Annotated in this window: 9 protein-coding genes; 7 read left to right on the forward strand and 2 right to left on the reverse strand. The window is 44.5% G+C overall.

Features of this window, described 5'->3' with window-relative positions; all coding sequences use genetic code 11:
* Positions 1-17 precede the first annotated feature (17 nt).
* Positions 18-2,078 (reverse strand): AMP-binding protein, encoded by a 2,061-nt coding sequence (locus N836_RS55825; protein ID WP_023073560.1) that lies wholly within the window; start codon positions 2,076-2,078, stop codon positions 18-20.
* Between the two features lie 1,725 nt (positions 2,079-3,803).
* On the opposite strand from N836_RS55825, the gene N836_RS55830 reads away from it, so the two are divergent.
* The 6 genes from N836_RS55830 (at position 3,804) to N836_RS75335 (ending at position 13,665) form a co-directional block, all read left to right on the forward strand.
* On the forward strand, positions 3,804-6,347 hold the full coding sequence (locus N836_RS55830) for a TonB-dependent receptor domain-containing protein (protein ID WP_161634982.1): 2,544 nt from the start codon (positions 3,804-3,806) through the stop codon (positions 6,345-6,347).
* 21 nt (positions 6,348-6,368) lie between these two features.
* The gene (locus N836_RS55835) at positions 6,369-7,175 is read left to right on the forward strand and encodes a class I SAM-dependent methyltransferase (RefSeq protein WP_023073562.1); all 807 of its coding nucleotides are present in this window, start codon (positions 6,369-6,371) and stop codon (positions 7,173-7,175) included.
* A 75-nt stretch (positions 7,176-7,250) separates the two neighbouring features.
* Complete coding sequence (locus N836_RS55840) at positions 7,251-8,921, forward strand: ABC transporter ATP-binding protein (protein ID WP_152532171.1); 1,671 nt, start codon at positions 7,251-7,253, stop codon at positions 8,919-8,921.
* Positions 8,922-8,934: 13 nt separating this feature from the next.
* Positions 8,935-10,662 (forward strand): ABC transporter ATP-binding protein, encoded by a 1,728-nt coding sequence (locus N836_RS55845; RefSeq protein WP_023073564.1) that lies wholly within the window; start codon positions 8,935-8,937, stop codon positions 10,660-10,662.
* 219 nt (positions 10,663-10,881) lie between these two features.
* Positions 10,882-12,093: an MFS transporter gene (locus N836_RS55850; protein ID WP_023073565.1), complete on the forward strand. Its 1,212-nt coding sequence runs from the start codon at positions 10,882-10,884 to the stop codon at positions 12,091-12,093.
* Between the two features lie 57 nt (positions 12,094-12,150).
* A complete protein-coding gene (locus N836_RS75335) occupies positions 12,151-13,665 on the forward strand; it encodes a calcium-binding protein (RefSeq protein ID WP_023073566.1) in 1,515 nt (504 codons plus the stop codon).
* A 359-nt stretch (positions 13,666-14,024) separates the two neighbouring features.
* Here N836_RS75335 and N836_RS75930 read toward each other — a convergent pair whose 3' ends face one another.
* Positions 14,025-14,360, reverse strand: a complete 336-nt coding sequence (locus tag N836_RS75930; protein WP_152532173.1) for a hypothetical protein — start codon at positions 14,358-14,360, stop codon at positions 14,025-14,027.
* Positions 14,361-14,481: 121 nt separating this feature from the next.
* Here N836_RS75930 and N836_RS55855 point away from each other — a divergent pair.
* Positions 14,482-15,316 (forward strand): IS256 family transposase (locus tag N836_RS55855; protein WP_023071377.1); only part of this gene is annotated, 835 nt, incomplete at its 3' end.

The following is a 15,316-nucleotide window of genomic DNA, read 5'->3' on the forward strand; positions in this document are numbered from 1 at the left end:
CTACTACATACTGGGGGCTATTTTTGACGCAATGCTTGACGACTCTGAGCCAGGGTTCTGCGAGTATTGGCTCGTTCTCGACTCTTACTTAATGCCTGAACGCCATTCTGACCAGACTCTAAATAATTGGCCAAGGAGCGAACGTTTGGATGATTAAATAAATCAACAACTGAAATCTCATGATCCACCACCTGGCTCAGCTTGCTGTAAATCTGCATGATTGTGAGCGAGCTGCCACCCAAATCGAAAAAGTTATCGCCAACCTCAATTTGATGGAGCTCTAGAATATCCCTCACAATTTCAGTTAGCTGATGTTCTAAATCAGCTGCCTTTAGGAAGCTGCTAGCAATTACTTTGAGACGATTCTCAAGCAAAGCAGCTTTACATGCTTGGCGTCGAATCTTGCCACTAGACGTCTTAGGAATACTGTGGGTTCTGATTAAAACAATGCCGTGGGGATAAATATCGTGCTCGGAAACAAGCCGGCCTCTGATGCTCGAGATCGCATCATCCAGCTCAGACGCTTGATAGTGACGCTTTACTTCCTGAACGACGACAAGTTGCTCTTCCCCATCTACCTCCATAGAGAAAGCAGCACATCCACCAAAATTAGTAATTGCATGACTCTGTTCTGCGGTCAGTTCTATATCCTGAGGATAGTAGTTTCGTCCTCTAATGATGACTAAATCCTTTAATCGACCCGTCACAAACAGCTGATCGTCTTGGATAAAGCCCAGGTCGCCTGTCCTCAGAAATTCTCCTTCACCGCTTGCCAGGCAAGCTTGAAATATTTCGGCAGTTTGCTGGGATTTTTGCCAATATCCTTGAGCAACACCGGGACTAGCAATCCAAATTTCTCCAATTTCGTCCTTTGCACAAGGCACCCTCAGCTCTGGGTGAACAATCATAATTTGAGTATCGGAAACTGGAGAGCCGCAGCTGACAACAGACTTAACATTCTGTCCACTTTTGTCAGTCTTAACGGCACGATTCTGTTTGAGAGCAGACGCTTCAAATGCCCTAACAACAGGCCCCTTGCTAATATCTCCGCCAGTGACCATGAGCGTAGCCTCAGCCATGCCGTAACACGGATAAAAAGATTTATGGCGAAACCCACAGGGGACGAAGGTGTCTGTAAAGGTTTCCAGGGTCTCTGGGCGAATAGGTTCAGCTCCACAGTAGGCAAATTGCCACGGACTTAAATCTAAATTAGCGCGCTGCTCGGGAGTGGTTTTTTGAATGCACAGTTCAAACGCGAAGTTAGGACCGCCGCTGTGATTTGCTCGGTATTTTGAAACTGCATTTAACCAGCGAATAGGCCGCTGTACAAAGGCAACGGGGGCCATCATATAGCATGGAAACCCTGTATAAATGGGTTGAAGAATACCATCAATCAACCCCATGTCGTGAAAGCTTGGCAGCCAGGTTACGGAAACAGATTTAGCAGAAAGCTTAAATGCTCTCTGGATACATAATGAATTGTGTAGTAAATTATCATGGCTAACCATAACCCCTTTGGGATTACCTGTAGAACCAGAGGTATACTGTAAGAAGGCTATAGACGATGAAGAGAGAGAATTTTCTTGCCAACAGTCGGCTAGCTGGTCGGACAGGTCATTAGTGGCAACCCAGTTTAAATCGCTTAAGCCTGGCGATTCTGAAAGGCGACCTTGAATATTAGACAACACAGATGAATGGGTTAGTGCAATTTTAGACTGTGCGTCAGAGAAAATGGATTGGAGCCGACCTAAATGTTGATTGCGACGAGGCGGATATGCTGGAACAGCAGCAACTCCTGCATACAAGCATCCGAAAAAAGCAGCAATGAAATCTAACCCTGGTGGATACAGCAGTATCGCCCTCGAATCAGTGATCTGTAGGCTCTGCAGGTGGGCTGCGATCGCGCGAGCCTTCATGTCAAGAGTCTCGTAGGTCCAGAACTCTTCCTCAACTTCTCCATCCTTCAAAAATATGAAAGCAGAACGAAAGGGTTGGTCTTGTGCACGATAGCGCAGCAATTCAACCAGCGTAGAAAAAGCCTGAGAAGACTGCAGAGCATTACGCTCTCCCAATAACATATTACAAGCTCCTAATCGAATGTAGAGAACTTAGTCAAATCAAATATTTTATTTAGTTATGCAGATTCAGATAAAGAAGCCCAGGATAATTCCAGCATTTCCTCAACCGGCAGCTCCCTTATGCATCGACTGTTCACAATGAATTTCAGCGATCTGTCAAACCTACATTCTCGGATCAGAACTTTCTAGAATCCTTGTCTAGCAGGGACTGTATAAACAACTAACCTTGAACCTTAGTCCTGGTGCAGCACCAACCTTAAACTCTCTAGCCCCATAGAACACACAGTTATAAACCTGCTTGAACAGCTAAAAACCCCTTACTCAAGCAAATTTTACTATTATGTCTAATCTAAGGTTGCCAAACGCGACTTAAATGGAATGTGTGACAGGAACTCAAAATCTAATTATTCAAAACCCGCGCAATGACCAGCAATCTAGAGTGTTACTGCACTTACGCTCGCAAAAGGAATCAACTACCTCATTACTACAAGAACCACAAAGAACACTTTGCTTATTGAAACTGATTCTCATGAATGATGTTAGCAAACATTAGTTTAAAAAACAAGTAAAGCTTGTATCCATTATGCCTCAATCGGCTTTTCAGGAAATTAATAGATGTCATAGTCGTCAGTATAGATAATGGTTCCAGGCTTCACCAGCAACTGAATAATGGGCTTAATGGTTTGTTATCACGTAGACTTTAGCAAACTCGATATCCCGCCGGATAAATGAAGTTTCGGGCCCTTATCGGCGACCGCCTAGCGTAATTCACTTACATCATAAATTGGTTTCTGTAGTGTTGTTGTGTAGCTGTTTTTGTCGCAGTGGATACATCTATGACTGTTGGCAAGTGTGAAACCTTGAGAATGGATCGTGTAAATAGGTTGAGTTCGCTGAGATGGGAAGGGATAGGTATCTGAGCAATGGTTGTTTTACAGCTATTTACCATTAGATATGGCATGAATTAGGTTTTTCAATGATTAAGGTTAGGTTGATGAAGAGTTGGCTAATGATGATGGGATAGCCGATTTCGTTGTTAGGTGAGAATTGTTTCCTACATCCACATTAAAGGTTTCTAGATGTGAAGATGTTGATTTCTTTGCGGCTCCGCATCGCCCTTAAGTGATTATTTTCTGTCTCAGTTCGGTATGCATTACTAAGAAAAAAGGAAGATTTGTAACCAAGAAGTATAGATGAGGTAGCTTGCTTGAATGATGGCTGGTTCTATGGCAGTAGCAAGTACTTTTCCTAATATTTCTCCATTAGCCTTGACAATAAATGTGAAAGAAATGAATATGTCTTTAATGATAATGATTCCTTAGAGCAAGCTTAAAAGGAATGCAATGAGACTTTTTTGTTAGCTCATATACATTGAAAATTGTTTTTTGTTAGCTCATATACATTGAAAGCTGTTTTCTGTAGTGTTGTTACATAACTGTTTCCTGATCGCAATGGCATGAATTAGGTTTTTCAATGATTAAGGTTAGGTTGATGAGGAGTTGGCTAATGATGATGGGCTAGTCGATTTCGTTGTTAGGTGAGAACTGTTTCCTACATCTGCATGAAAGGTTTCTAGATGTGAAGATGTTGGATTTCTCTGCGGCTCCGCATTGCCGTTAAGTAATTATTTCCTGTCTCAGATCGGTATGTATGACTGAAAAAAGGAAAATTTGTAATGAAGAGGTTTAGATGAGGCAACTCGCTTTAATAATTGGTTCGATAGTAGTGGCAAGCACTTTTCCTTCTACTTCTCCATCGGTATACGCGCAGACCACTGGCGCGACAGTTCGGAGTTCTGATGGACAAGTTTTTGCTTCGACGGTTCAGCCACAGGTGACTCAAATAACAGACGTGCGAGTCGAACAGGGTTTAGATGGGGTCCAAGTGACTCTGGAGACAAACAATGATAGGGAGTTACAGATTTCTCCAACACAGCATGAACAAGTCTGGTCTGCCGATATAGCGGATGCGCAGCTGCAGCTAGAGTCTGATCAAAGCTTTCAGATAATGGCTCCGGTTGATGAAATTCAATCGGTTTCCGTGATACCTGTAGATGCTAATAATGTTCGAGTCGAGATAGTTGGTGAAACTGATGCTCCTAATGTTCAGGTCGTTCAGACTGCAGGAAAGCTAACATTAAAGCTTAATACCTCCAGCGCTGAAGCTATTCAATCTGATCCTTTAGAGACTTTACCTGCCGCTCAGATTAACGCACAGCAGATTCCGGAGCCCGCCGAATCTGAAGAGCCCGCCGAATCTGAAGAGTCTGAAGAGTCTGAAGAGCCACTTCGAATTTTAGTGACCGCTGAGCGCTTTGAAGAGTCGCTTCAAGATGTCCCTATCAGCATAACTACGCTGTCGAGTGAAGAAATTGAAGATATTGGCAGCATCAATACAACCAGCGATATTAGTCGATATGTTCCAAATTTGAACATATTTAAACGAGAGGTAGACACGGTTGCAGTCTATAACATTCGCGGATTGGGGAACAGCTTTCTTGGTTCTCCTGCGGTTGGACTATACATTGATGATGTCCCTGCTTCTGAGTTTATTTCCTTTGCTACTAACCTGTTTGATCTTGAGCGAATTGAGGTGCTTAGAGGGCCACAGGGTACGCTCTATGGACAAAATACATCGGGGGGGGTGATCAACATTATCACTAAGCCTCCAACGAATGAATGGCAGGTTCGAACACTTGCAGGTATTGGTGATCCAGGGATTTACGAAGGCAGGCTTTTAGTAAATGGACCAATTGTAGAAGACAATTTATTTTTTCGACTATCGGGAGCTTATCGAGAGCGAGATGGCTTTTTAGATAATGTCTTTTTGGATACAGATCCTGATACAAGACAGAGCTTTAACGGTCGACTGCAGCTGCTTTGGACCCCTGCCGAAGATTGGGACATTTCTTTGGGAGCCACTTATGAAGATGTTAATAATGGAGCCCCTGCCGTCGTTAGTCCATCAAGTCCTAATCTTTTTGAAGTAGAGCAGGATTTTGATGGAGAGGCAGATACCAATGCAAATACTCAGTCTTTACGTGTTGTTCATCGTGCTCCTGACTTTACACTCACATCAATTACGGCTCGTCGCGATTGGCGACAGGATCCCTACATAGCCGACTTTGATCAATCTCCTTTAGATGCGTTTAGGGGCTTTGTTGTTCAAGAAATCGATCAGTTTAGTCAGGAAGTTCGCCTTCAGTCTCCACAGGATTCAGCATCTGACTGGCGCTGGCTGATTGGGGCCTACTACCAGACGCGAGACTATGATACCGAAGAAGCAGGAACTGAGTTTGGGCAAGATGCTGGGTTGTTTGGAGCTATTCCGAACTCAATTGATAGACAGGTCGCCGATTTGGACAATCAGACCTATGCTGCATTTTCTCAGGCAACCGTTCAACTGTCAGAGCGCTTGAGCTTGACGGGAGGACTGCGATTAGAGCACGAGCGGCGAGATATTGAGCGCGCGCGCTTTTTTGACACGCCGCTTGGTAGCAGTGAGATTGAGCCAAGAGTAGAAGATGAGGCTGACTGGACTGAGCTACTCCCTAAACTGGCCGTTGAATATCGCTTTAGTCCAAGTTTAGGAGCCTATGCCAGCGTGACTCGTGGCTTTAAGAGTGGCGGATTTAGCCCTAACTCTAGTGATCCTGAGTTTCTACAATTTGACCCAGAACGGACCTGGAATTTTGAAACGGGTGTTAAATCTTCCTGGTTAGATGAACAGTTAACTGCAAATCTAGCGCTTTTTTATATCTCAGCAGACGGCTATCAAGTTTTACGCAATTTTTCTCCAAATGTGGCTACGCTGGTTAATGCTGCAGATGCAGATATCTTTGGTCTAGAGCTGGAGACAAGGGCACGTCCGACAGAGGGGCTAGACCTGGTTGCTGGCATTGGTGTAATCAGTACAAGATTTAGTGACTTTATTGATCCGGTATCGGGACAAGATTTTTCAGGCAACGAAGCGCCCTATGCTCCAGCCCTGACCTATAACTTAGCAGCACAGTATCGAGATCCGGGAGGTCTTTTTGGTCGGGTCGAACTGCAGGGAACAAGCAGCTACTTTCTAGATGATGCCAATGAGCTGGGTCAGGATGCCTATGCATTGCTCAATGCTCGTATCGGTTATGAATGGGCGCGTAGTGGGGTGTATCTGTATGCCAACAATTTATTAGATGAGAAGTACCTCACGGCGGGTTTTCAAACTTTTCGGGGGGTTGGTGATCGCAGAACCTTTGGCATTCAGGTTAAGACAGAGTTTTAGTTCATTATTGGCATTAGAGTTATGACACAGTTCACCGGAGTCTCTGAGACTCTATTGATTTCACTTTATGCCCGGTTTTTAGAAACGCAGCGTACAGATAGAATCCTTGAGGATGAAAAAGCAGTTGAGGCTGTTTCAACGCTTGATCTTGATTTTGACAAGTTCAGTGATGATTTCTCAGTTGTTCAAATTGGATGTGCTGTTAGGACAGAGATTCTGGACCAGGCAGTTCAATCGTTTCTAAGCCGCCATCCAGAAGCAGCTGTGATTAATTTGGGGGCTGGACTTTGCACTCGTTTTTTTCGGCTTGATAATGGTAAAACAACCTGGTTTGAAGTTGATTTTCCCGAAGTTAAATCGAGCTGGAGTCGAGTTTTTCAAGAGACCGAACGTCATCAGTATATTGCCAGTTCTGTTTTAGACTTTGCTTGGATGAATCAGCTTGATTCCTGTAGCCATCTGCCAAAGCTCTTTATTGCTGAGGGGCTTTTGATGTACTTCAGCGAACAGCAGGTGCGCAAGCTTCTGACTGAGTTAACGCTACGATTTCCTCAATCAGAAATGTTACTGGAGGCTATGAGTCCCCATCTTGCAAAAAACTCTAACCGGAATCGAGCTGTTTCTAAAACTGATGCGACATTTCGATGGGGACTATCAACCGGACGGCACCTGTCGAAGTGGACCTCTAAAATTTATTTTGTTGAAGAGTGGTACTATCTGGACCGACATCCTGCTCGCTGGGGCAACGCTAGGTTCTTTCGCTATATTCCCTTTATCCGTAAAGGGATGAAGATAATTCACATACGCTTTGTTTCAGATAGTCAATGAAGGAAGTCTCAAGTGTTTGATCCTCAGCCTGCTCAGTTATCAAAATTGATTGAACAGCAGAGATACAGGCTGATTATGGCTGCTGTCTTGATGATCTTTGCGACCATGCTAGGGTTAGTACCCTTTGTGCTAATTTACCTGATGGTTTTGGAGTTTATGGCTCCGGAAGTTCAGCCAGCTTATGTTTGGCAACTTGCGATCGCAAGCATTGCTGCGATGATTGCTCGGTGGGTTTTGACAGGCGTTGCAATTCGGTTATCCCATGTTGCCGCATACTGTATTTTGTACGAAATTCGCGCTGCGATCGCGCAAAAGCTCAGCACCCTGCCGTTAGGTTTTTTTAGCAGTCGCACCACTGGCACGCTGAAGAAAATCATGAACGAAGACGTTGAGCAGCTGGAGCTATTGATTGCCCATGGCTTCCCTGAAACTACAGGAGCCGTTGTTACCATTGTTTTAGCGGCTGCCTATTTAATTTATGTGGATTGGCGCATGGCGGCTGCCGCACTCCTAGGGATTCCCCTTGCCCTGCTTTGTCAGGTTTTTATTTTTCAAGTCAGCCAGCCATTGCTCAAAGACTACTATCAGGCAATGGCGAAAATGAATGCGGCCCTGATCGAATACGTTCAAGGCATGCAGGTGATCAAAGCGTTTACGCAAACAGCAGAATCATTTACCCAGTATCGCGTAGCCGTTGAGTCTTACCACACCTATGAAGAGCGGTGGTCGCTCAACATTCTTTTGCCTTGGACGCTGTTTAACATTAGTCTCAGTGCAAATATATTGTTTATTCTGCCTGTGGGCATCGGGCTACTCATCTCAAACACCCTCACAGTTTCTACCTTAGCTTTGTTTCTACTACTGGGGTTAGGGATTTGTGCCCCCCTGTTTAGGTTAGCCCAGTCTGCTCAAACATTCGCGCAGGTTCAAGAGGCCAGAGGTCGAATTGACTCCCTGCTTCAGGCGGCTTCTCTACCACAACAGATACGATTTTCTCCGCCGCAGGATATGAAGCTTAAGTTTGATCATGTGCATTTTTCCTATGATACTAAGGCGACTTTAAGCGACATTAGCTTTGTTGTTCCCAAGGGAGGGTTTACGGCTTTAGTTGGACCGTCAGGCTCGGGTAAAACCACAATTGCCCGGCTAATTGCAAGATTTTGGGATATTGATCGAGGAGAAATATCCATCGGGGATGTCAATATCCAATCGCTGCCGTTAGAAGAATTAATGTCTTTAATATCCTTTGTGTTCCAGGATGTTATTTTGTTCAACGATACAGTCTATGAAAATATTCGTATAGGCAAACCAGAGGCTTCCGAAGAGGAAGTCATGAAAGCCGCCAGGCTGGCTAACTGCCATTCTTTTGTTGAGCAGCTGCCCCATGGCTACCAAACAACTGTAGGGGAGCGAGGTGCGAAGTTAAGCGGAGGTCAGCAGCAGCGACTGTCAATTGCTCGTGCTCTTTTGAAAAATGCGCCAATACTGATCCTAGATGAGGCCACGGCCTTTCTAGATCCAGAAAATGAATCTCAAGTTCAAGCGGCTATTAACCGGTTAACTCGTGATAAAACGCTGATTGTAATTGCTCATCGACTATCAACGGTTATTCAAGCAGATCAAATTTTAGTTTTAGAAAATGGCACCATAGCAGCCCGAGGAGTGCATGGTGACTTACTGTCTACAAGTCATCTGTATCGTCAGATGTGGCAATCTCATATGGCCGCTCAAGGTTGGAGTTTTTAGGTGAGGTAGTAGCATGACTCAAGCACTGTGGAAGCTAGCTGAAAGCCGTAAACAGCAGGTGCGTCTGGGGACTTTTTTTTATCTCTTCTCAGCTGTTTTTGAAAGCACCCCCTACTTATTCTTATATTTTATTTTGCGAGAGCTCTTTAGCGATCGCATCAATTATTCCAACCTGATTTGGTTGATGGTTGTTATCTTGATCTGCTTACTGGGCCAAACCATCACCTTGTACTGGGCAAATCGACTCACCTACCTGACCAGCTATCGTCTGATTGGTAGCCTACGCCTAAAGCTGGGTAACCACATTCGTAAGCTGCCACTGGGAACATTTACTGACACTCAGGTGGGTGACTTCAATACCACCATCAGTCAGGATATGAAGAACATTGAACCATTCTTCGCTCATGTTTATCCTAAATTGGTGAGCGCGATCGCAGTTCCCTGTTTTACCTCTATGCTGCTGGCATTTGTAGATTGGCGACTCACCCTGGCGATGCTATCAGGATTACCCCTAGCCCTGTTGATCTACTTTGGCAGTCAAAAGCTCCAAATACGAATGGCTCGACGTCAAAAACAGGCGTCAGTTGAAGCAAATTCTCGTATTATTGAGTATATTCAGGGTATTAGAGTAATTAAAGCGTTTAATCAGACCGGTACGCGGTATCAGAACCTAGAAAAATCGCTGCAGAATTACAAGCAAGCCAACCTTAAGTTAATCTCTCAGCTGACCGTGCCTGTGCTTGCATTTGCTGGCGCTTTAGAATTGGGCTTGGCCACTGTCCTTGTTGTTGGCGTTTATCTGTTTATGGGTGAAGAGTTAACGCTCTCGGCCTTTTTATTATTTCTGATTTTAAGCTTACGGATTTATGCCCCCCTGCAAGAGCTTGTTGATCTGTCGACTCTAATTCGGATGATGAATGTCGCCCTTGATAGAGTAGAGACTGTTCTACAGACAAAGCCTCTCCCAGAAACTCCCCATCAACAGACAATTCATCGCTTTGACATCGAGTTTAGAAACGTTTCTTTTGGCTACTCCGATCAGCTTGTGCTAAACAATATTAGTTTCAACGCACCGGAGCGCAGTATAACGGCTTTAGTCGGTCCTTCTGGTTCGGGTAAAACTACGATAACAAATTTAATTATGCGGTTTTGGGACGTCAATTCGGGCGAAGTGCTTATTGGCGGCACCAACATTAAGGATGTCAAAACCGATGAGCTACTATCAAAGATAAGTACTGTATTTCAAACTACCTATTTATTCAACGATACGATTCTAAATAACATTAAATTTGGCAATCCCAATGCTTCCCGACCGGCCATCATCGCTGCGGCTAAGTCAGCCCAGTGTCATGAATTCATTCAAAATCTGCCGCAGGGGTATGACACAGTTATTGGAGAAGAAGGCGCAATCTTGTCAGGAGGAGAGAAGCAGCGAATTGCGATCGCTCGGGCAATGCTTAAGGATGCTCCAATCGTGCTGCTGGACGAAGCCGCTGCCTCAGTTGATCCAGAAAACGAACGGCTAATTCAGCAGGCAATCAACTCTCTAGTGCAGTCTAAAACACTGATTATTATTGCCCATCGCCTATCTACCATCACAGCAGCAGATCAAATATTGGTAATCGATCAAGGGCAGCTGACTGAGCGCGGTAAACACCAAGACCTGCTGCAACAAGATGGACTCTACAGCCGTCTCTGGGCTGAGCGACAGAAAATGCATCGCTGGCGCATTTCAACCTAAATCTAGTGAATACCAACTTAACGCAAGAAATTTTCTAAGACTAGATTTCAGGCATTAAAGCTAAAAATGGGGATCCTGCCCTTGATCAAGGGTGAAGGGTAAAGACTGACTCTTCATCCCTTTTACCCTTCACTCTTTACCGACCTCATCCCAAATCTGAGGCTTGACAGACCACTAGTCAGATTTATTCTGCTGTATTTAAATTTATCTCTTAAGCTCGTGTCGATTACTTTTCCTCAGCTCAAGACTATTAAAAAATTCGGCCTACTCAGTAGCCTGTACGTTTCCCAGTTCCTGCCCCTTGGCTTCTTCGATCAGGCCCTACCCGTCTTTATGCGAGAGCAGGGATTCTCCTTAGAGTCAATCGGGTTTGTCTATCTGCTGGGACTGCCATGGATGATTAAATTTCTATGGTCGCCTTGGATCGATCGATACAGCCTATCTCGCAGAGGCCATTATCGCTTTTGGATTCTCTTGGCTCAAAGCCTTTCCGCTTGCGTAGTTGCTGGTCTAGCATTTGTCGATATTCGACAAAATTTTGGCATCGGTCTGATTGGTTTTGCGCTGGTCTGTTTTTTAGCCGCAACTCAAGATATTGCAACGGATGCTTTAGCAGTTGGCTCATTGCATCCTAAACAACGAGGATTTGGCAACGGTATTCAGAATGCAAGCAACTATCTCGGCGCAATCTTAGGCGGCGGTGTTTTACTGATTCTCATCAATCAGCTGGGTTGGACAAAAAGTCTGTTAGTTTTGTCAATTTTACTGGCCTTACCGTTATTTCCAGTTTTCTTCTACAAAGAACACGCTAAATTAAAAGCAGATGATACTACAACTGGCTTTAGACCATTTTTCCACTTCTTTCGCAGATCAGGTAACAGAACCTGGTTGCTTGTCGTGTCTTTACTATCATTAAGTCCATCCATGGCATCAGGCATGTTTAAACCATTGCTGGTTGATGCAGGTCTATCGTTGCAAGACATTGGACTGTTAAGTGGAATTGTCGGGTATTCATCCGGCATGGTGGGCGCATTATTGGGCGGAGTATTGCTTCATCGCCTTGGACATATGAGAGCGCTAATTATTTTCAGCACAATTCAAGCAATCAGCCTCATTGGATTTCTGATTCCTGCCATTGGCATCGTAAATTTACCTGTTCTATATGCTGTGTCTTCTACATTCAATTTTGCCAGCGGCATGTCAGCAACCGCGTTGTTCACGATCATGATGGATCGTAGTGATTTATCAACTGCCGGCAGCGACTACACTCTACAATCTGCGATGCGGACAACGGTTGCCCTGCTTGCTTCAGCCCTGGGCGGTTTCATAGCATCAGCACTGGGATTTTTACCTTTCTTTGCAGGATGTGTCATCATCTCTTTAATTTGTGTAGCGGCCTCAGCTCGACTCCTTAATCCAAAATTCTTGTAGTTCTTTTAACAACTACCAAGATGATTGCTTTAGCTGTATTAAAAGAGTAACCGATTAATGAAAGAAAATAATTTTGCATCATCTCTAGATTCGGAGTTCAGTTTATCCACAGTGCCAAATCATCCAACAGTAGTAGTGTTATTTCGAGGCGGGGGAGAAACCGAATCGAGAGGATTTCTTGGGAGTGAATCCGGCATGGATCTCCTTTCACAAGGATTGAATGAAAAATTTGTTCAAGATACTAGTGAGCCTTTTTATAGTCAAGTTTTTGCAGAATTTCAGCTTAAGGAAGCATTTCAATATGTGAAAAGTTTTCAGGAGCCTATTAAGTTAGTTCTAGTAGGGTATAGTTTTGGCGCAAACACAGTTATAGAGCTCGCTCAGAAAATTTCCTCTCAGCCCGTAGAGCTACTTGTTCAAATTGATGCAGTTCCTCGACCCGCACTGGCACAATTGATTGATGTTAGACAAACAGTGGAATTGTTTGGTGCTCAGTTTGAGCAGTTTGGCTTTTTTGAAATTCCTGGTTTTAGGGAGATTATTGAAAGTCAAGATTTTTTAGAATATCGATTTGTAGCAGAGCTTTTAGCACAGCAGGCACAGCAGGTCGAAGGAACATTGGAAGATAGCCTTAATGGAAGATTACTCCAGCAGGCCCTAGTAGACGCTGGCCTCCTAGAGTATGTTGAAATTGATCACCTGCCTGAAAATGTTGTGACAGGTGTCAACTACTTCCAAACTGCCTCACAGCAGTTTGAGCCAGAGGGCGTTCGCGACGTTAAAGGATCTATCAATATTAATCTTGAAACAATAGAGCTTGAAAGTGAGAGTCCAAGTTTTATCTCTCATGCCAATATTGACGAGATTAGTTTTCTTCAAAATTTGTTGGTGAGCCAAGTTAGTGAAGTGGCAAGAAAGTCTGACCAAGAAGTGGAGAGCCCTATTATAGGTGACTTTAAAGATAACTTTTTACTTGGCAACAGAAGTGAGAATCTCATCGCAGGTGGTCTCGGCAATGACTTTTTGTTTGGAGGGGATGGCAATGATGTATTACGCGGTGATTTGAACCGCCGTTCTCCTCAAAATACAATCAACGGCGGTGACGATATTTTATACGGTGGTAGGGGAAATGACCGTATTGGTGGTAAATCTGGCAACGACCAACTCTATGGAGGTGAAGGAAACGATCGCCTATGGGGAGATTTAGGCGATGATATTCTTGTGGGTGGTCAAGGCGAAGATATCTTGTATGGCTCAGCTGGAGCTGACGTCTTTAGGTTTAATTCCCCTGAGGAAGGACCTGACACTATTGTTGACTTTGACCAATTGCAAGGAGATCGGTTAGAAATATTAGGTAGCAGCTTTGCTGATGACTTGATGCCAGGGGAGCTCAGTGCGGCTGCTTTTGTGTTGGGTTCTTCAGCTGTAATTGCTAGCGATCGCCTGATTTACAATCAATCAACAGGTTCTCTATTCTTCGATGCAGACGGTTCAGGTAGTCAAGCAGCGTTACAAGTTGCTACTCTTTCCAATAATGCAAATCTCACTTACGCTGACATTGTCGTAGTTTAAGAGGTATTCGTAATCACTTACAAATCAATATTTTGAGCAAGGATTCGTAAGCTCCCTGGCTCAATATGAGGAGCACATTACAGCTGAGGTAGATGGGACAGAAACTTATCAGGTACGGCTCTGAGGCACTGGTTCCGACTGATGGGATGGATTCGGCCAAAACGTCTGCGATGTAAGGAATACAGCCATTTTAGAAGAAGATCGCCAAACCCCTTACTCTGCCGACATTTCAGCCATTTTTCCCAATACACGGAACCAATGCTCATGGTAGCAAGCGGTAGAATTTAAGAAGGTTGATTTGAGAATGAATATAAAATAGCCTTGTAATCTCAGTCCAGTTTTTTACCTAGAAGTGCTTGTTAAGGAAAAGCTTCTCCTACGAACCAAGTACTGGCTGGCACCCAATCATGGCCTGGGCCAGGCCAACCTTGATTGACACAGAATGTTTGAATGTATTCAGTCTCTTTCCAACATCCGAAAAAACATTTAGTCACAATTCTTTTCCTTACAGCATAACCAAAGGCAAGAGGATAGTGACTTAACCATCCTGTACCGATAATAACAGGAGTTTTATTATCACGGATTGATGCTATTGCTTTATCTCGTAAATGAGACATATGAATACCAACAATATTATAGTCAGTGCTTAAGCGAGGATAAGAGCGTCCCGTGAGATATTGAGAAGCATTGACCATTGACCAAGGAGGTGTCGCACCTTGCCCAAAAATACAAAATGTGCCTATATATTGTCGAATCGGGACTGTCCATAATTTTGTGTAAGCGATCTATCATCCATGTACATTAGGAGATCGCCTCATGGCCCGTAAGAAGAAAGAACCGAATCGCGTTGATGAATTACTAGACGAACTACTGGAAGACTGCGCCACCCCTGAGGATATTTTGGGCGAGTCGGGTCTGATGAAGCAAATCAAAAAGCGCCTGGTGGAACGCGCCTTAGCGGGAGAACTCAATCATCATCTTGAATCGAGTCCAGCGGATGAGCAGCCAAGAAATAGTCGCAATGGCAGCTCGAAGAAAACGGTGCAATCGGAGGACGGTGAACTGGAACTGTCCATCCCTCGCGACCGCAACAGCAGCTTTGAACCGATACTGGTGCCCAAACATCAGCGTCGATTAGCCGGACTCGATGAAAAGATCTTGGCGCTGTATGCCCGAGGGATGAGCACTCGTGACATCAGTGCCCAGCTCAAGGAATTATATGGGGGAGCCACGATATCAGCGTCGGTGATTAGCGAGGTGATTGATACCGTTAGCGACGATGTCAAAGCCTGGCAGGCCCGTCCCCTCGACGAGCTCTACCCAATCGTTTATCTCGATGCCCTGTACGTGAATATCAAAGTGTCAGGCCGTGTAAGCAAACGAGCGGTGTACGTGGTCCTGGGCATTGACCGAGAGGGCGAGAAACAACTGCTGGGTCTATGGATAGGCGAAGCCGAAACCGAGGGTGCTAAATTCTGGTTGAAAGTGCTCACCGACCTGAAAAATCGAGGATTGAAGGATATTCTGATTGCCTGTTGCGATGGGCTTAAAGGCTTTCCCAACGCCATCGAAGCGGTGTATCCCAAAACGCAAATACAGCTCTGCATTGTTCATCTGATGCGCAACTGCATGAAGTATGTCCCTTGGAAAG

The sequence above is a fragment of the Leptolyngbya sp. Heron Island J genome (assembly GCF_000482245.1).
In the GTDB taxonomy this organism is placed as follows: Bacteria; Cyanobacteriota; Cyanobacteriia; order Phormidesmidales; family Phormidesmidaceae; genus Leptothoe.

Coding starts and splice junctions, on each gene's coding strand:
- N836_RS55840 (WP_152532171.1), top strand. CDS start 7,251: ATGGCTGCTGTCTTGATGATCTTTGCGACCATGCTAGGGTTAGTACCC.
- N836_RS55845 (WP_023073564.1), top strand. CDS start 8,935: ATGACTCAAGCACTGTGGAAGCTAGCTGAAAGCCGTAAACAGCAGGTG.
- N836_RS55825 (WP_023073560.1), bottom strand. CDS start 2,078: ATGTTATTGGGAGAGCGTAATGCTCTGCAGTCTTCTCAGGCTTTTTCT.
- N836_RS55835 (WP_023073562.1), top strand. CDS start 6,369: ATGACACAGTTCACCGGAGTCTCTGAGACTCTATTGATTTCACTTTAT.
- N836_RS75335 (WP_023073566.1), top strand. CDS start 12,151: ATGAAAGAAAATAATTTTGCATCATCTCTAGATTCGGAGTTCAGTTTA.
- N836_RS75930 (WP_152532173.1), bottom strand. CDS start 14,360: ATGGTCAATGCTTCTCAATATCTCACGGGACGCTCTTATCCTCGCTTA.